Source organism: Pseudomonas sp. GL-R-26, assembly GCF_019947365.1.
In the GTDB taxonomy this organism is placed as follows: Bacteria; Pseudomonadota; Gammaproteobacteria; order Pseudomonadales; family Pseudomonadaceae; genus Aquipseudomonas.
This window is the reverse complement of sequence record NZ_JAGYGI010000001.1, coordinates 533,501-552,129: the sequence shown is the minus strand read 5'-3', so window position 1 is coordinate 552,129 and position 18,629 is coordinate 533,501. Positions and strand designations below refer to the sequence as shown.

General features: G+C 59.5%; 17 protein-coding genes. 6 read left to right on the top strand and 11 right to left on the bottom strand.

What is annotated here, in order from left to right; all coding sequences use genetic code 11:
- Positions 1 to 2: 2 nt before the first annotated feature.
- From KGA96_RS02520 to folE2, 3 genes are read right to left on the bottom strand one after another with little or no spacing between them, the layout of a single operon-like run.
- Complete coding sequence (locus tag KGA96_RS02520) at positions 3 to 866, bottom strand: metal ABC transporter permease (RefSeq protein ID WP_223465182.1); 864 nt, start codon at positions 864 to 866, stop codon at positions 3 to 5.
- Positions 866 to 1,534, bottom strand: a complete 669-nt coding sequence (locus KGA96_RS02515; protein WP_046038838.1) for a metal ABC transporter ATP-binding protein — start codon at positions 1,532 to 1,534, stop codon at positions 866 to 868. The genes KGA96_RS02520 and KGA96_RS02515 overlap by 1 nt, the downstream gene beginning before the upstream one ends.
- Positions 1,531 to 2,427: a GTP cyclohydrolase FolE2 gene (gene folE2 / locus KGA96_RS02510; protein WP_046038840.1), complete on the bottom strand. Its 897-nt coding sequence runs from the start codon at positions 2,425 to 2,427 to the stop codon at positions 1,531 to 1,533. The genes KGA96_RS02515 and folE2 overlap by 4 nt, the downstream gene beginning before the upstream one ends.
- An 86-nt stretch (positions 2,428 to 2,513) precedes the next feature.
- Between folE2 and KGA96_RS02505 the strand changes: the two genes are divergently transcribed.
- Complete coding sequence (locus KGA96_RS02505; protein ID WP_223511496.1) at positions 2,514 to 3,716, top strand: N-acetylmuramoyl-L-alanine amidase; 1,203 nt, start codon at positions 2,514 to 2,516, stop codon at positions 3,714 to 3,716.
- Here KGA96_RS02505 and KGA96_RS02500 read toward each other — a convergent pair.
- Entirely contained in the window at positions 3,713 to 4,090 is a 378-nt protein-coding gene (locus KGA96_RS02500) for a glutamine synthetase (RefSeq protein WP_223511494.1), read from the bottom strand. The genes KGA96_RS02505 and KGA96_RS02500 overlap by 4 nt on opposite strands.
- A gap of 142 nt (positions 4,091 to 4,232) precedes the next feature.
- Between KGA96_RS02500 and zigA the strand changes: the two genes are divergently transcribed.
- Positions 4,233 to 5,438: a zinc metallochaperone GTPase ZigA gene (gene zigA, locus KGA96_RS02495; protein ID WP_046038846.1), complete on the top strand. Its 1,206-nt coding sequence runs from the start codon at positions 4,233 to 4,235 to the stop codon at positions 5,436 to 5,438.
- A 15-nt stretch (positions 5,439 to 5,453) separates the two neighbouring features.
- Here zigA and KGA96_RS02490 read toward each other — a convergent pair whose 3' ends face one another.
- A complete protein-coding gene (locus KGA96_RS02490; protein ID WP_046038848.1) occupies positions 5,454 to 5,810 on the bottom strand; it encodes a hypothetical protein in 357 nt (118 codons plus the stop codon).
- 27 nt (positions 5,811 to 5,837) lie between these two features.
- Here KGA96_RS02490 and KGA96_RS02485 point away from each other — a divergent pair, with 27 nt between their 5' ends.
- Positions 5,838 to 6,809, top strand: a complete 972-nt coding sequence (locus KGA96_RS02485; RefSeq protein ID WP_046038850.1) for a CobW family GTP-binding protein — start codon at positions 5,838 to 5,840, stop codon at positions 6,807 to 6,809.
- A 4-nt stretch (positions 6,810 to 6,813) separates the two neighbouring features.
- Here the strand turns inward: KGA96_RS02485 and KGA96_RS02480 are convergent, their stop codons facing one another.
- Positions 6,814 to 7,227 carry a DUF3301 domain-containing protein gene (locus KGA96_RS02480; protein WP_046038851.1) on the bottom strand — a complete coding sequence of 138 codons (414 nt, stop codon included), beginning with the start codon at positions 7,225 to 7,227 and terminating at the stop codon, positions 6,814 to 6,816.
- A gap of 119 nt (positions 7,228 to 7,346) precedes the next feature.
- Between KGA96_RS02480 and pdxY the strand changes: the two genes are divergently transcribed.
- Positions 7,347 to 8,219 carry a pyridoxal kinase PdxY gene (gene pdxY, locus KGA96_RS02475; RefSeq protein ID WP_046038853.1) on the top strand — a complete coding sequence of 291 codons (873 nt, stop codon included), beginning with the start codon at positions 7,347 to 7,349 and terminating at the stop codon, positions 8,217 to 8,219.
- Between the two features lie 143 nt (positions 8,220 to 8,362).
- On the opposite strand, the gene KGA96_RS02470 is transcribed toward pdxY, so the two are convergent.
- Positions 8,363 to 8,845 (bottom strand): acyl-CoA thioesterase, encoded by a 483-nt coding sequence (locus tag KGA96_RS02470; RefSeq protein WP_046038855.1) that lies wholly within the window; start codon positions 8,843 to 8,845, stop codon positions 8,363 to 8,365.
- 286 nt (positions 8,846 to 9,131) lie between these two features.
- Here KGA96_RS02470 and KGA96_RS02465 point away from each other — a divergent pair, with 286 nt between their 5' ends.
- Entirely contained in the window at positions 9,132 to 10,895 is a 1,764-nt protein-coding gene (locus KGA96_RS02465; protein ID WP_046038857.1) for a cation:proton antiporter, read from the top strand.
- A 22-nt stretch (positions 10,896 to 10,917) separates the two neighbouring features.
- On the opposite strand, the gene KGA96_RS02460 is transcribed toward KGA96_RS02465, so the two are convergent.
- From KGA96_RS02460 to uvrD, 4 genes are all read right to left on the bottom strand, one after another.
- The gene (locus KGA96_RS02460; protein ID WP_003187120.1) at positions 10,918 to 11,325 is read right to left on the bottom strand and encodes an SMI1/KNR4 family protein; all 408 of its coding nucleotides are present in this window, start codon (positions 11,323 to 11,325) and stop codon (positions 10,918 to 10,920) included.
- 206 nt (positions 11,326 to 11,531) lie between these two features.
- Positions 11,532 to 12,410, bottom strand: coding sequence for a Tim44 domain-containing protein (locus tag KGA96_RS02455; RefSeq protein ID WP_046038859.1), 879 nt, complete (start codon positions 12,408 to 12,410; stop codon positions 11,532 to 11,534).
- Positions 12,411 to 12,589: 179 nt separating this feature from the next.
- Positions 12,590 to 13,030 (bottom strand): EamA family transporter, encoded by a 441-nt coding sequence (locus KGA96_RS02450; RefSeq protein ID WP_007971691.1) that lies wholly within the window; start codon positions 13,028 to 13,030, stop codon positions 12,590 to 12,592.
- A gap of 148 nt (positions 13,031 to 13,178) precedes the next feature.
- Positions 13,179 to 15,362, bottom strand: coding sequence for a DNA helicase II (uvrD, locus tag KGA96_RS02445; protein WP_046038860.1), 2,184 nt, complete (start codon positions 15,360 to 15,362; stop codon positions 13,179 to 13,181).
- A gap of 256 nt (positions 15,363 to 15,618) precedes the next feature.
- On the opposite strand from uvrD, the gene KGA96_RS02440 reads away from it, so the two are divergent.
- Positions 15,619 to 18,489 (top strand): EAL domain-containing protein, encoded by a 2,871-nt coding sequence (locus KGA96_RS02440; RefSeq protein WP_046038862.1) that lies wholly within the window; start codon positions 15,619 to 15,621, stop codon positions 18,487 to 18,489.
- The last annotated feature ends 140 nt before the right edge of the window (positions 18,490 to 18,629 follow it).

Here is an 18,629-nt window from a genome sequence, read left to right as displayed (position 1 = left end):
CATTAGGATGTGAGCAAAGGCGGGCGGCGCAGCAAGCCGTGCACCGGCCCGAACACCACGGACAGCAGATACCCACCGCCGGCCACCAGCACGATTGCCGGGCCACTGGGCAGCGAGTAATAGAACGAGATGAGTAAACCGAGCCACACCGAGAGGCTGCCGAGCAGGGCGGCGACGACGATCAGCACCGGCAGGCGGCGACTCCAGAAACGCGCCGCGGCGGCAGGCAACATCATCAGGCCGACCACCATCAACGCGCCGATCGCCTGGAAACCGATGACCAGATTCAACACCACCAGCGTCAGGAACACGCCGTGGGCCAGTGGGCCGAGTCGGCTGACGGTTTGCAGAAAAAGCGGGTCGAGGGTGTCGAGCAGCAGTGGCTTGTAGATCAGCACCATGGCAATCAGGCTCAGGCCCGAGACCCAAAGCATGCCGGTCAAGGTCGGTCCGTCGACCGCCAGCGCCGAGCCAAACAGCAGGTGCAACAGGTCCAGGCGTTTGCCGGCGATGCCGAGAATCAGCACGCCACCGGCCAGGGAAATCGGGTAGATCGCCGCGAGGCTGGCGTCCTCTCGCAGACCGGTGCGTCGCGTAACCCAGGCTGCAAGGCCGGCCATGCTCAGGCCGGCACCGAGGCCACCGATGGTCAGCGCAGGGAGGCTCAACCCGGCAAACCAGAAACCCAGGGCCGCACCGGGAAGGATGCCGTGCGCGACCGCATCGCCGATCAGGCTCATGCGTCTGAGGATCAGAAACACCCCAAGGGGCGCCGTACTGCACGCCAGGAGCAAACCACCGAGCAGCGCCCGACGCATGAAGACGAACTCGTGGAACGGTTGCCAAAGATGCGCGGCAGCGATCATTAGGCCACCTGCGCTTGTGGTGGTTGGCCGATCAGTTCGGCGCTAGGGCCGAATGCGCAACCACTGCTTTTGATCAGCAACGTGTGTGGGATGTGCTCGCGGACAGCGGCGAGGTCATGGCACACGACCACCTGTGTCCGGCCTTCGAGGTGCCAATCGTGTATGTGCTTCCAGAGCAATGCCTGGCCGAGTTCATCGAGGGCCGCGTGGGGTTCGTCGAGCAACAGCAAGGGGGCATCGGTCAGGCTCAATCGGGCGAGCAGGGCGCGTTGCAATTCGCCGCCGGAGAGGGCCATCAAGGGTCGATCTTCCAGGCCGTTCAGGCACCAGTTTTCGAGGACGGTGTTCAGTCGTTGGCTACGGATCTGCGGTGACTGTTTGTTGCCCCAGAAGCCGGCGGCCACCAATGCCTGAAGGCTGATCGGAAATTGCCTGTCCAGGTGTTGTTGCTGGGGCAGGAACGACACACCGCCCTTGAGAGGAACACCCAGTCGCACCTTTCCGGCCAACGGTTTTTGCAAGCCGGCGATGACCTTCAACAAGCTGCTTTTCCCGGAACCGTTCGCACCGATGATGGCGGTCAGGCTGCCCTTCGACAGTTCGAAGTCCAGCGCGGGCGTGAGTGGCTGCCCCGGTGCGCCCCAGCGCAAAGCGTGGCAAGCAATCATGCGGCCTCCCAGTTGAAACGGCTTTCGGCTACGGCGTCGTGGGCGTGCAGGCTTTCGGCGTGAGTGACTCGAATGTGGAAGGCGTTGATGCCTGTGGAGCGCTTGAGGGCCAAATTCAAACGGCGTGCGGCGTCTTCGCAGAACATCAGGTTCTGACCATTGGCCAGGGCGAAGGCCTGTTCGTCGGCGCGTTTTACCGCTGTTTGTACGGCGGTGCCGAGTGCGGCTTCGGCGTCGTTTATGACGGCGATCAGAGGTAACTCGTCCAAAAAATCAGCCAGCCGTACACGCAACTTTGCACTGCTGCGTTGGCTGTGAGGTGTAGCGACTATGCCGTTCGTGGAGCCGAGCCAGGCTAAAACGTCGGCGTGTTGCAGGGGCTTGTTGGCGAAGTCATCGACGAACTGCTGCTGAATCAACTGTCGAGAAAGGGCCGCGGAACACGGGCAAGTTGAGGAATAAGGCACGTCTATTTTTAGTTCCACGTGGAACATTGCGTTTTTCAAACGCGCTTCGATGCGGACTGGATAGCTTTTCCAGCCGGCCAGTGGACTGATCAGCGCCGGCCTTTTCAGCAACAAATCGGCATGAATGGTTAGGTGTGCGCTGCTGGATAGCCCTTCATGACTCTCAAGAAAGCGCTGCAAAACCCGCCGCAATAAAACCGGTGAAAGGCTTTCCTGCTCCAGCAATTCAAGCGCCAGATAGAGCCGTGACATGTGAATGCCGCGCGCGTTGCCATCGTCGAGGCTCACGCCGGCATCGGCCTTTGCATTCAGTCGTTGGCCATCAAACAAAACGGGAAGAGCAATGCCGCACATGCCCACCCACTCCAGTGGCAGGGCTTGGCGTGAGGCCTGCGCGGCGATATCCGGCAGAGTCAGCGCATTCATGAGCAGGTCCATCGTGGGAGTTAATTTGTCATGTTATAGTATAACAACAAACTCGACGATGCCTTTTTCATGAACAGGCCTTCATCATGCACAGACGCCAATTGCTCAACCTGATTCTGGCCAGCGCGGCCTTCGCTTTACCCTTCGGCGCGGCGGCTACGCAAATTCGTAATGCACGGCTCTGGCGCTCGGACGGGAAGCTCAGGCTGGTGTTCGATCTGAGCGGACCCGTGCAGTACAAGACCTTCTCATTGAGTGCCCCGGAGCGGCTGATCATCGACCTCAGTGGCGCCGGCCTCGGCGGCGATTTCAGTCAGCTGGCCCTGGGCGATGGCGTGATCCGTTCGATTCGATCCGGGCATTTCGGCAGGGGCGATACGCGGATCGTCCTCGACCTCCGTGAGCCGGTACTGCTCAACAGCTTCCTGTTGCCGCCCCAGGATGGGCAGGGACACCGGCTGGTGCTAGATCTGAAAACCAGCGCGCCGTTGCCATCGCCGTCTCCTGTAGCGCCAGCAGTGGCCACGGCCAAGGCCCATCCCATGCGCGACATCATCGTGGTGGTCGATCCCGGCCATGGTGGCAAGGATCCAGGGGCGATCGGGGCCAAGGGCGAGCGTGAGAAAGACGTGGTGCTGTCCATCGCTCAGTTGCTGGCCAAACGTCTGAAACGCGAAAAAGGCTTCGACGTGAAACTGGTGCGCAATGACGATTTCTTCGTGCCGTTGCGCAAGCGCGTGGACATCGCCCGCAAGCACAATGCCGACATGTTCATCTCGGTGCATGCCGATGCGGCACCGCGTCTCACGGCATCAGGCGCGTCGGTGTACTGCCTGTCCGAAGGTGGGGCGACCTCCGCCACTGCGCGCTTCATGGCGCAACGAGAGAACGGCGCGGACTTGCTGGGCGCGACGAGCCTGCTCAATCTCAAGGACAAGGATCCGATGCTCGCCGGTGTCATTCTCGATATGTCGATGAACGCCACCCTCGCCGCCAGCCTGGCGCTGGGCAATACCGTGCTCGGTAGCCTAGCGGGCATCACCACCTTGCATCAGAAGCGTGTAGAGCAGGCCGGATTCGCGGTGTTGAAGTCGCCGGATGTGCCGTCGATCCTGGTGGAAACCGGCTTCATCTCCAATGCCCGCGACAGTCAGCGGCTGGTGACCGCACGCCATCAGCAGGCGGTGGCTGACGGCTTGTTCGAAGGGTTACAGCGCTACTTTCAGAAAAATCCGCCAATCAACAGCTACCTCGCCTGGCAGCAGGAGCAGAAAAACAAGCCGGCCTAACAGCCAGCGATCCGGCTGCAGGTGAACCTGGCGCTGCTTCCGCCGGAGCTGGAAAACCGGTTGATCGTGGTCCAGCCGACGCGCCGGTTGTAGCCGACCCAGGCCTCGCCATCGGAAGCGATACCGGTGAAAAACGTTAGCTGGCCGTAGCGACTGTTGGTCTGCGCCCAATAGCGTTTTCCGGCCGTTTCGAAACCCCGCAGATAGAGGGTGCTACCGGCGGTGTTGACGCTGTAGGCGTTGCCATCTGCATCCACGCAGGCCAGCAGATTGGCGCTGCGGGTGCATTTGGCCAGGCTCGGGATCTGGGCCGCCGCGTTGGCCGCCATCAGCAGGGAAAGCATGATCAATGCAGGTTTAAGGGCGTTGCGCATGGGCTTTCTCACGAGGGGAGCGGTGTTCAGCATCCTGTCCTTTTCCCTGCCGGGCAAGAGGGGATGGTTTATTTGTGTTGTTACAGTATAACATTGTGTAGGCCCGACACAGCGACCGGGCATCCCTGTGAGGAATATGCAGATGTCCAATCGACTCCCCGTGACCGTTCTCTCCGGCTTTCTAGGCGCCGGAAAGAGTACACTTCTTAATTACATACTACGTAATCGTGATGGGTTGCGAGTTGCAGTCATCGTCAACGATATGAGCGAAATCAACGTCGATGGCACCGAAGTCCAGCGTGATGTCAGCCTTAATCGCGCTGAAGAACGGTTGGTGGAGATGAGTAACGGGTGTATTTGCTGTACGTTACGTGAAGACTTGCTGGAGGAGGTGAGTCAACTCGCCAGGGACGGTCGCTTCGACTATCTGCTGATCGAGTCCACCGGTATTTCCGAACCGCTGCCGGTGGCGGAAACCTTCACTTTCCGCGATGAAGACGGCCAGAGCCTCAACGACATCGCCCGTCTCGACACCATGGTCACGGTGGTCGATGGCATGAACTTCCTGCTCGATTACCAGGCTGCCGAAAGCCTGGCTTCCCGAGGAGAAACCCTTGGGGAGGAAGACGAACGTTCGATTACCGATCTGTTGATCGAGCAGGTCGAGTTCGCCGATGTGATTTTGCTCAGCAAGATCGACTTGATCAGCAAACACCAGCGCGAAGAATTGATCGCCATTCTTGAGCGGCTCAACGCCCGGGCGGAAATCATTCCGATGGCGATGGGAGAAATCCCCTTGAACAAGATTCTCAACACCGGTCGTTTTGACTTCGAAAAGGCTGCCCAGGCGCCGGGATGGTTGCAGGAGTTGCGCGGCGAACACGTGCCGGAAACCGAAGAATACGGAATCGCTTCCAGTGCTTACCGGGCTCGCCGGCCGTTCCATCCACAGCGTTTCTTCAACTTCATCGACGGTCCTTGGGACAACGGCAAGCTGCTGCGCTCCAAGGGCTTCTTCTGGCTGGCGAGCAAGCACATGGACGCCGGCAGCTGGTCTCAGGCCGGTGGATTGATGCGCTATGGCTTTGCCGGGCGCTGGTGGCGTTTCGTACCGAAAAACCAATGGCCCCAGGACGAAGAAAGTACCACCGGGATCATGAAAAACTGGACCGCTGACAGCGGGGACTGTCGCCAGGAACTGGTGTTCATCGGCCAGAACATCGACTTCACGCAACTCACGGCCGAGCTGGACGCATGCCTGCTGACCGATGAGGAAATGGCGCTGGGGGTAGAGGGCTGGCGTTTGCTGCCTGATCCATTCGGCCCTTGGTATGAAGAGGCTGCCTGATCCACTATTGGCGCTTCAAGGCTTGAGCCAGGTGCCCTGGCTCTGGGCCTCGCAGTACGGCTGCAAATACGCCGCGTCGGTGGCAACGCCGTAATAGTGAATATCCTGTCGGTAGGGCATATTGGCAACTTGGGCGTTGCTGCAGATACCAAATGCGCCGCCGGGACATTGATCGACATACTGCACATCGACTTTCTGCCCCGCCAGTTTCGGTTGGCAGAAACCATCGGCGAAGAGTTTTGGCGGGATGTTGCGGTTCTGCTGGCAAACCTGGACATCAAGTCGCTCGCCCTGGCTGTGAACCACACAAGCCTGGGCCAGCGCCTCGCCTGAAACGAGTGCCAGGAGCAACGACAAGCCGATCAACCGCATCCACCACCTCCTCAGAAATCATCAACCATGCTGCAGAATATCCCCACTCATGTCATTGCCGGCCCCTTGGGCGCCGGCAAGACCAGCCTGATCAAGCACCTGCTGGCCCAGCGCCCGGCTGGCGAGCGGTGGGCGGTGTTGATCAACGAGTTTGGCCAGATCGGTCTCGACGCTGCACTACTGACCCGGGACGCCGATGGTATCGCACTGGGGGAAGTGGCCGGGGGCTGCTTGTGTTGCGTCAACGGTGCGCCGTTTCAGATTGGTCTTGGGCGCTTATTGCGCAAGGCGCAACCGGATCGATTGTTCATCGAGCCCTCCGGGTTGGGGCATCCGGCGCAGTTGCTCAGACAATTGAGCGAAGCACCGTGGCAAGGTGTGTTGGCTGTCCAGCCTTGTGTGCTGGTGTTGGATGCCCAGTCGCTCGCCGCTGGCAAACCGCTGCCGGATGTTCAACAGCAAGCGCTGGGCCATGCGGGACTGCTGCTGTTGAACAAGTCTGAAGGTCTCGACGAAGACAGTCGCCAGCGGATCGCCGGGCAATTGCCGCCGCTCCCCCTGTGCTGGACGCAACAGGCGGCTTTACCCTTGAGCGAGCTGCCGGGGCTGAATGCCAAAGCGCGGGCAGGTGTGGATAACTTCATCTTGCCCAAGGGATTGGCGCAGCTGCCGGCGGTCTGGAGCGATCCCGCATTGCCCATTTGCTTGAGTCAGGAACAGGACGGAGGCTGGAGCATCGGATGGCGTTGGCACCCAAGCCAGGTGTTTGATGCCACTCTGGTTGGCCGGTGGCTTGAATGCCTTGCCTGGAGGCGGGCAAAGCTGGTTATCCACAGTACCCACGGCTGGATCTCGGCGAACGCGGTGGATAACTCGGCGCTGGACTGGCAGCCCAGTGAATGGCGGCAGGATTCGCGTATCGAGCTGATTTTCAGTGAGGCGCAGAATGCAGAACGGCTGCAGCGTGAGCTGGCAGCGTGCCGATCCGGATCGGGTTAACGGCTCAAGGCCGCCACTTGGTATGGTCCTGACGCCACTGGCTCAGCTCGATCACTTCCGCACGAGGCTTCGCCACGTCGACCACCGGTTCGGTTTCGTCGAACGGGACCGGGTAGGGCGCCAGCTCAATCTGTGCGCTGTGAGCGCCGAACTGGGTGATGGTGCCGTTGTGGCGGGTTTCGCCGGTCACGGTGAATTCGAAGTTATACACACGGGCCAGGCGTCGCCGACCACTGGCATCCTTGATGAACGCGATTCTTTTCAAGGCCACGTTGCCGTCGAGCAATTCGATCCCGAGCTTGCCGCAATGCTGTTTTACCCGCTCCAGCGCGCGCTCGCGCAAGCCGTGGTTGTGCCATAGCCATGCGCCGGCAGTGGCGAACAGCATCAGCACGAATATATTTCCAAGGGTCAGCATCAACAGGGTGCTCCAACAAGATAGTGTCAGCTTAACTGCGTCGCTGGTCTGTCGTACAGGCTGTGTTTAGTCGCATACTGCGCGGCTAGAATTTCAATCGTTTTACGGAAATCCACCGCATGAAACGTACACCGCATTTGCTCGCTATCCAGTCCCACGTGGTATTCGGTCACGCCGGCAACAGTGCCGCGGTTTTCCCGATGCAACGGGTCGGGGTGAATGTCTGGCCGCTCAACACTGTGCAGTTCTCCAATCACACCCAGTACGGCCAGTGGGCCGGTGAAGTGCTGGCGCCGCACCAGATCCCCGACCTGGTCGAAGGCATTGCGGCGATTGGCGAACTGGGCAACTGCGATGCGGTGCTCTCCGGTTACCTCGGCAGTGCGGCCCAGGGCCGGGCGATCCTGACGGGTGTGGCGCGGATCAAGTCGATGAATCCCAAGGCGCTGTACCTGTGTGACCCGGTCATGGGGCATCCGGAGAAGGGCTGCAGTGTTCCGGCGGAAGTCAGTGATTTTCTGTTGGAAGAGGCCGCCGCCGTGGCGGACTTCATGTGCCCGAACCAGCTGGAGCTGGACAGCTTCTCCGGGCGCAAGCCGCAATCGCTGTTCGATTGCCTGGCAATGGCGCGTGCATTGCTGGTGCGTGGCCCGAAAGCAGTACTGGTCAAGCACCTGGACTACCCAGGCAAGTCGGCAGAGGTCTTCGAGATGCTGCTGGTGACGGCCGAAGGCAGCTGGCATTTGCAGCGCCCGTTGCTGGCGTTCCCGCGTCAGCCGGTAGGCGTGGGCGATCTGACGTCCGGCCTGTTCCTGGCCCGTGTGCTGTTGGGCGACAGCCTGGTGGCCGCGTTCGAGTTCACGGCGTCGGCGGTGCATGAGGTGCTGCTGGAAACCCAGGCCTGTGCCAGCTACGAGTTGGAACTGGTACGGGCTCAGGACCGGATTGCTCATCCGCGGGTGCGGTTCGAAGCGACCTCGATCAGTCTCTGATTGAGCGTTGAACCCATTCGCGAGCAAGCCCGCTCCCACACTGGATCTATGCAACACCAAAGATCAAATGTGGGAGCGGGCTTGCTCCGGGCGGTGATCCGACGAAGGCTATCTAGAGAACACCATCAACCTGCCTGAACGACTCAGACGTCGCCCTTGATCTCCTGATAGCGCTTTTCCGACTCCTGACGAATCTGCCGGCGCTGCTGGGCCTGCATGTAACGACGCTTGTCTTCGCTATTCTGCGGTTGCAGCGGTGGTACGGAGGCAGGTTTGCGCTGGTCATCCACCGCGACCATGGTGAAGAAACAACTGTTGGTGTGACGCACCGAGCGTTCGCGGATGTTCTCGGTCACTACTTTGATGCCCACCTCCATGGAGGTATTGCCGGTGTAGTTGACCGAGGCGAGAAAGGTCACCAGTTCGCCGACATGGATCGGCTCACGGAAAATGACCTGGTCCACCGACAGGGTCACCACATAGCGGCCGGCATAACGGCTGGCGCAGGCGTAGGCCACTTCGTCGAGGTATTTGAGCAGGGTGCCACCGTGGACATTGCCAGAGAAGTTGGCCATGTCGGGGGTCATCAATACCGTCATCGACAGCTGGGCGTTTCCGGGTTCCATAGCATTCTCACGGGTCAAGGCCAGGTTTGAGGGATGCACCTCTGCGGGTGCCTCGGCGGTTTTTTCAAACCAACAGTTATCGGGACGCCGGGTATAGGGTCGCCGTCACGCCGGATCGATCTGTTTCCATATATTGCACCGCCTTTCTGCCAGAAGTCGCGGTGTTACCCTGCAAAAAGCCCTGCCTCAAGGGCATTTCCTACGTGCAATTCCGATTTTTGTTCTGCTCGATCTGACTTTTCCTGCGTTCGGGGATCGAGCAATGCCACAAAGGGAGTCTCACGCCATGCATGCCATCAGTTTCATTCAGGATCTGGCAGTGATCATGTTGATCGCAGGTGTGGTCACCGTGGTTTTCCATCGCCTGAAACAACCGGTGGTGCTGGGGTACATCGTCGCCGGATTCATCATTGGTCCGCACACCCCGCCATTCGGCCTGATCCATGACGAAGAAACCATCAAGACCCTGGCCGAACTCGGTGTGATATTCCTGATGTTCTGCCTGGGCCTGGAATTCAGCCTGCGCAAGTTGTTCAAGGTCGGTGCCACGGCATTCATCGCGGCATTCCTGGAAATCGTGCTGATGATTTGGATCGGCTACGAGATTGGTCGCTGGTTCGACTGGAACACCATGGATTCTCTGTTCCTCGGCGCGATCCTGGCGATTTCCTCGACCACCATCATCGTCAAGGCGCTCAATGATCTGAAGCTGAAGAACGAGCGATTTGCCCAGTTGATTTTCGGAGTGCTGATCGTCGAGGACATTCTGGGCATCGGCATCATCGCGCTGCTGTCCAGCATCGCGGTCAGCGGTACGGTCAGCTCCGGCGAAGTGTTTTCCACGGTCGGCAAACTGTCGCTGTTCATGATCGTCGCGTTGGTCATCGGCATCCTGATGGTGCCGCGGCTGCTGGCCTACGTCGCCAGATTCGAAAGCAACGAAATGCTGCTGATCACGGTGCTGGGCCTGTGTTTTGGTTTCTGCCTGCTGGTAGTCAAGCTTGAATACAGCATGGTCCTCGGGGCATTCCTGATCGGCGCGATCATGGCTGAATCCCGGCAACTGCTGAAAATTGAACGACTGATTGAACCGGTTCGCGATCTTTTCAGCGCGATTTTCTTTGTGGCCATCGGGCTGATGCTCGATCCGGCGATCCTGCTTCAGTACGCCTGGCCAATCGCCGTAATCACCGTAGCCGTGGTGCTCGGCAAGATGTTGTCCTGCGGCCTTGGTGCATTTATCGCCGGCAATGACGGACGCACCTCGCTGCGGGTCGGGATGGGTCTTTCACAGATTGGCGAATTCTCTTTCATCATCGCGGCACTGGGAATGACGTTGCAGGTCACCAGCAACTTTCTGTACCCCGTGGCTGTGGCGGTTTCGGTGATCACGACCTTGCTGACGCCGTATCTGATTCGCGCGGCCGATCCATTGTCGATCAAGCTCGCCGGCGCCATGCCAGAACGCTTGGGACGGGTGTTGGGGATGTACGGCGAATGGTTGCGCAGCATCCAGCCTCAGGGTGAAGGCGCGTTGCTGGCATCCATGATTCGGCGGATCTTGCTGCAGGTGGGAGTCAATCTGGCGCTCGTGATCGCGATCTTCTTCTTGGGCGCGTACTTCGCCGAACGCATGTCGACTTACCTGCAAGGCTGGATCAGCGATCCGAGTTGGCAAAAGGCGTTGATCTGGGGTGGGGCGCTGTTGTTGTCGCTGCCTTTTTTGATTGCGGCGTACCGCAAGCTAAAGGCACTGTCGATGTTGCTGGCGGAAATGGGTGTGAAGCCGGAGATGGCTGGGCGCCACACGCAGCGAGTGCGCCGGGTGATCGCCGAAGTGATCCCGATCCTGTCACTGCTGGTGATCTTTTTGCTGTTGGCAGCCTTGTCGGCCAGTATTCTGCCGACCAACAAGTTGCTGGTGCTGATCGCCGTGGTCGCGGCCGCCGTGGCGGCGCTGCTGTGGCGTTGGTTCATTCGTGTGCATACGCGGATGCAGGTGGCGTTGCTGGAAACCCTCGACAATCACAAGGAGTCGTCCGGGCATTGACCACCCAGCGGCGTTGACTGGATCAGCTTTCCAGCCAGACGTCCCGCGCCCAGTGCCACACCGACTCCCAGGTCTCTTCGGCGATCAGTTCTTCTTCGGCCTGCCAAAGCACCACGGTGCCGTCTTCTTCGACGCAATAGTAGTCATCACCGTCCTGGCAGATCGGGATCAGGCTGCGATCGACGCCGGCGTCCCAGGCGTTGGCGGCAACGTCGGGCAGGTAGGTGTGGGATTGCGGGTCGGTCACGGTGACCGGTTCCAGGCTGCCGTAGACCACGTCGCTGACGGTCAGCAGAAACTCTCTGAATACGAATGGAATGTCGATGAACAGTTGTTCTTCGATTTCGACCAGAAGGTCTTCGTCGGGCAGTTCCAAGGGGACCGGTACCGGTTCGTTGGCTTCACGCAGTTGTTCGATGATTTCTTCCACGTCCGGGATCCTCTTGCTTGTATGGCGCGGTTTATATGGGGCGGTTTATACAGTAGCTTGCTATAGATGCAACCGCGAAATAGAAAACCCCGGCCGAAGCCGGGGTTTTGTTTACTGCAAGTGAAGTTCTGTCCGGAACGTGCCTGCGCGTCGATCATACGGCGTTAAAAACAGGCTCGGCACCTTCCGAATAGAACTACGCGGGATCAGCCGTTCTGGCGGATACCAGCTACCAGCCAAGGCTGGTTTTCGCCCTGTGCACGTTCCATGTTCCAGCTTTCGCTGAAGACTTCGCCCTGGTCGAAACGCGAGGTTTTCGACACGCCAGTGAACGTCAGGGTGGCGATGGTCTTGTCGGCGCGATCGTCCACACCGTCCAGCTGTACATTGAGGTTATCAATGTAGGTGGACTGGAAACCGTCGCCCAGGTCAGCACGCTCACGCTTGAGGAACTCCAGCATTTGCGGGGTCACGAACTCGGCGATCTTGTCCATTTCGTTGGCGTCCCAGTGCTGTTGCAGGGACTGGAAGTGATTGCGCGCCGCTTCGACGAAGTTTGTTTCGTTGAACCAGGCTGGCGCGTTGATCACCGGGCGAGCGGCAACAGGCGCTGCCGAGCCACCGAAGATCGAACCGCCGGCAGGCTTTTGTTCGAACCCCTCACGTTGCATCGGCGCGTGGCCGGCCGGAGCGTAATGCTCCTGCTGTTTGCGACGACGGGCGGCGATAAAGCGGAAGACCAGGAACGCAATGACGGCCATGATCAGGATGTCGAAGAACTGCATGCCCTGGAAGCCATCACCCATGAACATGGAGGCAAGCAGGCCACCGGCCGCGATACCGGCCAGAGGGCCGAGCCAGCGCGAAGCGCCACCGGCCTTGGCAGCGGCGCCAGCGGCACCGGCAGCACCAGCGGTCGCCGCAGCGCCGCCCATGCCTGGAGAAGAGGGAGCCATCTGGCTGGTCTGGTGAGTCGGCGCAGCGCCTGCGCTTTTGCCACCACCGAAGCGCTTGGCGGCATTGACATCGAGACTCATCGTCAGGCCGATGCACAACGCCATGGCGATGCTAAGAAAACGTTTCATAAAGGGAATTCCCATTTGTGGAAGGCACGCGCGCCATGTTGCACAGCTGAAGTGTTACTGGCTAGCGGCAGAGTGTTTCGGGCTTTTGCCTGACAGGTCATGTTCAGCTCCAGTCAGTGCAAGAGGGCCTTTTGACTTTGATCTGTCAGATGAGTGGACAGGGCTTGTAGGATGCTTGCCTAGCGTCGGAGGGCAAGCATGACCACCCCGGCCGTGATCAGGCCGATTCCGCCCCATTGGCGCAGGTCGAGTTTTTCGCCCAGCAGGACAACGCCAAGAACAGCCACCAGCACCACGCTGAGTTTGTCCACTGGGGCAACCAGTGACGCCGGGCCGACCTTGAGTGCGCGGAAATAGCAGATCCACGATGCACCGGTGGCAAGGCCCGATAACAGCAGGAACAGGTAGCTCTTCGCAGAGATCGATCCCAATGACTGATATTGGCCCGTGGCGTACAAAATCAAGGCCAGGCTGACCAACACCACTATCGTACGTAGCAGGGTGGCGAAGTCGGAATTGACGTTTTCGATGCCGACTTTCGCGAAAATGGCGGTCATTGCCGCGAATGCCGCCGATAACAGGGCCCAGAATGTCCAGGAGGAAAAGAAGCCTGAGCCCATCACATCGCACCTTTATATTCAGATATCGGCCTGGGGCCTGTGGGAGTGAGCTTGCTCCGGGCGGCGCTCCGACGATGACGGACTGACAGCCAGAAACAATGTCGACTGATTTACCGCTATCGCGAGCAAGCTCGCTCCCACAGAAAAGCTAGATTGCTTCCAGCTTCGCATACCCCAGCATCAGCCACTTACTGCCTTCGCTGAAGTTCACCTGCACCCGGGCCTGAGCCCCGGCACCTTCGAAGTTGAGGATCACGCCGTCACCGAAGATCGAGTGGCGCACAGTCTGGCCCAGGCTGAAGCCGGTTTCCGGAATCTCGCTGCCGCTGAACAGGTTGCTGCCACTCATCGACTGGTTGCCACCGAACGGACGGCTGACGCTATTGGATAGCCGAACCTCCTGAATCAGGCCTTTCGGAACTTCGCGTACGAAGCGCGAGACCTTATTGTAGGTCTCGCTGCCATAAAGGCGTCGGGTTTCAGCGTAGGTCATCACCAGGTTCTGCATGGCCCGGGTGATGCCTACGTAGGCCAGACGACGTTCTTCCTCAAGGCGACCGGGTTCTTCCAGGCTCATCTTGTGCGGGAACAGGCCTTCTTCCATGCCCACCAGGAACACGTAAGGGAATTCCAGGCCCTTGGCGCTGTGCAGGGTCATCAGTTGAATGCTGTCTTCGTGCTCGTCGGCCTGAGTGTCGCCGGCTTCCAGCGATGCGTGACCGAGGAACGCTGCCAATGGCGTCAGGTCTTCGTCCTCTTCGCTGTTTTCGAAGTTGCGCGCGGCGCTGACCAGTTCCTCAAGGTTTTCTACCCGGGCCTGGCCTTTCTCGCCTTTTTCCGCTTCGTGATAGGCGATCAGCCCCGACTGCTCGATGACAGTCTGGGTCATCAGGTGCAGTGGCATTTCCATGCACTTGGCGGCGAGGTTCTCGATCAGCTCGATAAATGCGCCAAGGGCGCCGGCCGCACGACCGGTCAGGCCTTTGTTGGCCACCAGTTGGCGCATCGCTTCCCACATCGACACATCGCTGTGGCGCGCGTGGTCGCGGATCGCTTCGACGGTTTTCTCGCCGATGCCACGGGCCGGCACGTTGATCACCCGCTCGAGCGCGGCATCGTTACCGCGGCCTTCGAGCAAGCGCAGGTAAGCCATGGCGTTCTTGATTTCAGCACGTTCGAAGAAGCGCTGACCGCCATAGATGCGGTAGGGAATGCGCTCGCGCAGCAAGGCTTCTTCCAAAACCCGCGATTGGGCGTTGGAGCGGTACAGAATCGCGATATCGCTACGTGACAAGCCGGTTTTCAGCGCACTTTCGATGGTTTCGACAACGTAGCGTGCTTCGTCGTGCTCGTTGAAGGCGGCGTACAGGTTGATCGCTTCGCCTTCGCCGCCGTCTGTCCACAGCTCTTTGCCCAGGCGCCCGGTGTTATTGGCGATCAAGGCGTTGGCAGCCTTCAGGATGCCGGCGGTGGAGCGATAGTTTTGCTCCAGGCGAATGGTTTCGGCGTCCGGGAAGTCTTCGGAATACTGGTAGATGTTCTCGATTTTCGCGCCGCGCCAGCCGTAGATCGACTGGTCATCGTCGCCTACGACCATCAGGCTGTCGCCACCCTTGGCCAGCAGGCGCAACCAGGCGTATTGCACGGCGTTGGTGTCCTGGAACTCGTCCACCAGGATGTGCCGGAAGCGCTTTTGATAGTGAGCGAGCAGGCCTGGGTGATCGCGCCACAGATCGAGGGCGCGCAGCAGCAATTCGGAGAAATCGATGACGCCCGCACGCAGGCAGGCAGCCTCGTAGGCTTCATAGATGCCGCGCATGGTCGCCAGGAACAGGTCGCCGCTGGCCTGGATGTGTTGCGGGCGCAGGCCTTCGTCTTTCTGGCCGTTGATGAACCATTGGGCCTGACGGGCCGGCCAGCGCTGTTCGTCCAGGCCGAGCTCGCGGATCACCCGCTTGACCAACCGCTGCTGGTCATCGCTGTCGAGAATCTGGAAGGTCTGGCTCAGGCCCGCTTCCTGCCAGTGTGCCCGCAACAAGCGGTGCGCCAGGCCGTGGAAGGTGCCGACCCACATGCCGGCCGGGTTGATACCCATCAACTGCTCGATGCGCTGGCGCATCTCGGCAGCAGCCTTGTTGGTGAAGGTCACCGACAGGATGGAGTGGGGAGACGCGTTTTCGACCTGGATCAACCAGGCGATACGGTGCACCAGCACTCGGGTTTTACCGGAACCAGCACCGGCCAGGACCAACTGACGACCCACGGGGGCTGCTACGGCCTGGCGTTGGGCATCGTTGAGGGAGTTCAGCAGAAGGGAGAGATCATCGCGCATCGGGGCATTCTAGGGGGCCGCGACACACCGGGCAAACCCCGCTTCGCTTTAACCGATGAAAGTTATGCGAAGGACGACCGGTCAGTCATCGGCTGCAGGCGTTGGCGGAGCGTGACTTCAGCATTTTCAGTGGCGTCGGCGGCCGAAAAATTTGGCGATTTATTGATCAGCAACAGTTTGGTCCGGGCAATTGCTTGTGTATGCTCCGAGCAGTTTCGGGCACATGCTCATCATTATAAGAACAAGAACATCGCCTATGACCCTCAGCTTCGACCTGTCGGGCCCCACTGTGGAGCCCCGGGTGATCCGTAAACAGTACGCCATGGAAATGGCGGTCGAACGCACTCGCCTGTTGTATCAAGGCTCGCTGCTGCCCACGTTATTCATGCTGATCAATGGCCTGGTCTGTGCCGGTTTGCTCTGGAGCCCGCAGCGCTATTTCCTGGTCAGTGTCTGGCTGGTGTGGTTGTTGTCTTTGGTGGCATTGCGGGTGATTCAGGTCGCAGCCTTCGATTCGGCCATTCCCAACCGTCAGGCCCATCCCATTTGGCGACGGATGTTTTTGCTGGGCTCCGGTCTCACCGGTCTGACCCTGGCCGGTGCCGGCATCGCCCTGGTTCCCGCCGATAACTTCATTCAGCAAGCCTGGGTTTTCGGTCTCATCGGTGCTGCGGCGCTCTCGGCCAGCGTGGCTTATGCGGTCAGCTTGCCGGCCTTTCTGTCATTCACCTTGCCCTGCCTGTTGCCAGCCATCGCCTATATGTTTTGGGGAGCTGACGAACAGCAGCACGGTTGGGGCTGGTTCGGGTTGATTCTGCTCGGTGCATTGAGCGTGGTTGCCTGGCAGGTCAATCGATTGATCGATCGGGGCTTGATGCGGCGCTTTCAGAACCAGGCACTGATCGAGCATCTGCAGCAGGCGCAAAGCTGCAGTGATCAGCTCAATCAGAAACTGGCCAAGGAGATAGAACAGCGTCGACGTGCCGAGGACGAGTTGCGAGAGATCCAGGTCGACCTGGAAAACCGTGTCGCTCAGCGCAGCCTGGAGCTGGACGCCGCCAACCAGGCGTTGAGCAAGAGTGAGGCGCGTCTGGCGCTGGCATTGAAGGCCAGCGAGTTGGGGTTGTGGGACTGGAACCTGCAAACCGACGAAGTCCATCACACGCAGATTCAGGAACTGTTCGGCCTGGAACCGGAGCAGGTCACGGCAATACTGCGTCACCTCAAGCCGCGCCTTCATCCCGAGGATCTTCCTGCGCTGAAAAGGGCGCTGGTCGAGCATTTGAAGGGCCGCACCGAGGACTATCAAATCGAGTATCGCGTACGGCATGGCGACGGCCACTGGGTCTGGATCGAAGACCGCGGGCGGGCGGTCGAGCGTACCGAAAACGGCCGGGTGATTCGCATGGTCGGCACTCGCCGCGACATCAGCGTCAGCAAAGGCCTGGAAGAGCAGCAACAACTGGCGGCGACCGTGTTCGAGGCGGCCAGCGAAGGGATCGTGATTTTCGATCCGAACTATGCCCTGATCGCGATCAATCAAGCCTTCAGTCGGGTGACCGGCTATGACATCGAGGACATGATCGGGCGCAATGTCATTGAGTTGCCATGCAGTCGCGATGCGCGTCGGCATTACGCCGCAATACATCAGGCGCTGGAGCAGCAAGGAAGCTGGCAGGGCGAATTGGTGGAAACCCGCAAGAACGGCGAGATGTATCCGCAATGGCTGCAACTGAATGCTGTGCGCGATACCCGGGGAAATGTGAGCCATATTGTGGGCTTCTTCGCCGATCTCTCAGCCCGTCGAGAATCCGAAGAGCGCATGCGCTATCTGACCCATTACGACGAACTTACCGGTCTGGCCAACCGCGCGATGTTCCGCGAACGACTCAGCGAGGCTCATCAACGAGTGCGACAGGGCGGTTATCGCAGCCTGGCGTTGCTGCACATCAATCTCGATCGGTTCAAGCAACTCAACGACAGCCTGGGACATGAAGTCGCCGACCAGTTGTTGCAGAAAATGGCCCGGCGACTGGTGAATGCGTTACCTGAAGCAGACACCATCGCGCGCCTTTCTGGTGATGAGTTTGCCGTGCTGTTCAATTCCTACGGCAACCTTTCGAGCCTGGCCCGGGTGGCGACTCGTCTGGCGAACAAATTACGTTTGCCGGTGACCATTGACGGGCATGAGCTGGTGGTCAGCGCGTCGATGGGCATCAGCCTGTTGCCGGACAGCGCGCGGGAAATATCGGCATTGGTCAATCAGTCGAACATGGCGATGCAGCACGCCAAACACCTGGGTGGCGATAATTTCCAGTTTTACACCGACAGTTTGCAAGCCAGCACGCTGGAGCGTTTGCAACTGGAAAACCACCTGCGCAAAGCCATCGAAGACAAACAGTTGAAGGTGTTTTACCAACCGAAACTGTGCCTTGCCACTGGCAGGTTGAATGCCGCCGAAGCCTTGGTGCGTTGGGATCATCCGACCATGGGCCGCGTGCCGCCGGGGGATTTCATCGGCCTGGCCGAAGAAACCGGATTGATCGGCCCGATCGGTGAGTTCGTGTTGCGGCAGGCCTGCTGGCAAGCCTGTGAGTGGCAACGGCAGGGGCTCGAAGCGATTCGGGTGTCGGTCAATCTCTCGGTGCATCAATTGCGCCAGGGCAAGCTGGTCAGTCTAGTGCGCCAAGTCCTGGAGGAAACCGGGCTGGCACCGCACTATCTGGAGTTGGAGCTCACCGAAAGCCAGTTGTTGGACAGCGTCGAGCACATCATCGCGACGTTCCAGCAGTTGCGTGATCTCGGGGTGAAACTGGCCATTGACGATTTTGGCACCGGTTATTCATCGCTGAGCTATCTCAAGCGGATCCCGGTGGATTACGTGAAGATTGATCAGGCGTTTATCCGTGGCTTGGGTGAAGGCAGTGAAGACGCGGCGATTACCCGGGCAATCATTGCCATGGCTCACGGCTTGAAGCTGAAGGTCGTGGCGGAAGGAGTGGAGCGCGCAGAACAGCTTGAGTTCCTGAAAACCGAGCGCTGCGATGAAGTACAGGGCTATTTGATCAGCCGCCCGGTCGAGGCCGAGACGTTGGCCGGCTTGCTGCACGCGCAAGCCGCAAGCTGACGAGGATACATAAGGCGCTTTTGTCCATTAAAACGCGCACTCGGCGCACCAGGACGGGCGCCATGGCTGCTACATGAAGCGCGGGCACCTGAAATCGAGGGATTCGGTAACGCATTGAGCAGGCAAAAAGCCAATTCATG

What these genes read in the sequence shown, in the direction of transcription:
- KGA96_RS02520 (WP_223465182.1), bottom strand. Translation starts at nt 866, where the DNA reads ATGATCGCTGCCGCGCATCTTTGGCAACCGTTCCACGAGTTCGTCTTC.
- KGA96_RS02515 (WP_046038838.1), bottom strand. Translation starts at nt 1,534, where the DNA reads ATGATTGCTTGCCACGCTTTGCGCTGGGGCGCACCGGGGCAGCCACTC.
- folE2 (WP_046038840.1), bottom strand. Translation starts at nt 2,427, where the DNA reads ATGAATGCGCTGACTCTGCCGGATATCGCCGCGCAGGCCTCACGCCAA.
- KGA96_RS02505 (WP_223511496.1), top strand. Translation starts at nt 2,514, where the DNA reads ATGCACAGACGCCAATTGCTCAACCTGATTCTGGCCAGCGCGGCCTTC.
- KGA96_RS02500 (WP_223511494.1), bottom strand. Translation starts at nt 4,090, where the DNA reads ATGCGCAACGCCCTTAAACCTGCATTGATCATGCTTTCCCTGCTGATG.
- zigA (WP_046038846.1), top strand. Translation starts at nt 4,233, where the DNA reads ATGTCCAATCGACTCCCCGTGACCGTTCTCTCCGGCTTTCTAGGCGCC.
- KGA96_RS02490 (WP_046038848.1), bottom strand. Translation starts at nt 5,810, where the DNA reads ATGCGGTTGATCGGCTTGTCGTTGCTCCTGGCACTCGTTTCAGGCGAG.
- KGA96_RS02485 (WP_046038850.1), top strand. Translation starts at nt 5,838, where the DNA reads ATGCTGCAGAATATCCCCACTCATGTCATTGCCGGCCCCTTGGGCGCC.
- KGA96_RS02480 (WP_046038851.1), bottom strand. Translation starts at nt 7,227, where the DNA reads ATGCTGACCCTTGGAAATATATTCGTGCTGATGCTGTTCGCCACTGCC.
- pdxY (WP_046038853.1), top strand. Translation starts at nt 7,347, where the DNA reads ATGAAACGTACACCGCATTTGCTCGCTATCCAGTCCCACGTGGTATTC.
- KGA96_RS02470 (WP_046038855.1), bottom strand. Translation starts at nt 8,845, where the DNA reads ATGGAACCCGGAAACGCCCAGCTGTCGATGACGGTATTGATGACCCCC.
- KGA96_RS02465 (WP_046038857.1), top strand. Translation starts at nt 9,132, where the DNA reads ATGCATGCCATCAGTTTCATTCAGGATCTGGCAGTGATCATGTTGATC.
- KGA96_RS02455 (WP_046038859.1), bottom strand. Translation starts at nt 12,410, where the DNA reads ATGAAACGTTTTCTTAGCATCGCCATGGCGTTGTGCATCGGCCTGACG.
- KGA96_RS02450 (WP_007971691.1), bottom strand. Translation starts at nt 13,030, where the DNA reads ATGGGCTCAGGCTTCTTTTCCTCCTGGACATTCTGGGCCCTGTTATCG.
- uvrD (WP_046038860.1), bottom strand. Translation starts at nt 15,362, where the DNA reads ATGCGCGATGATCTCTCCCTTCTGCTGAACTCCCTCAACGATGCCCAA.
- KGA96_RS02440 (WP_046038862.1), top strand. Translation starts at nt 15,619, where the DNA reads ATGACCCTCAGCTTCGACCTGTCGGGCCCCACTGTGGAGCCCCGGGTG.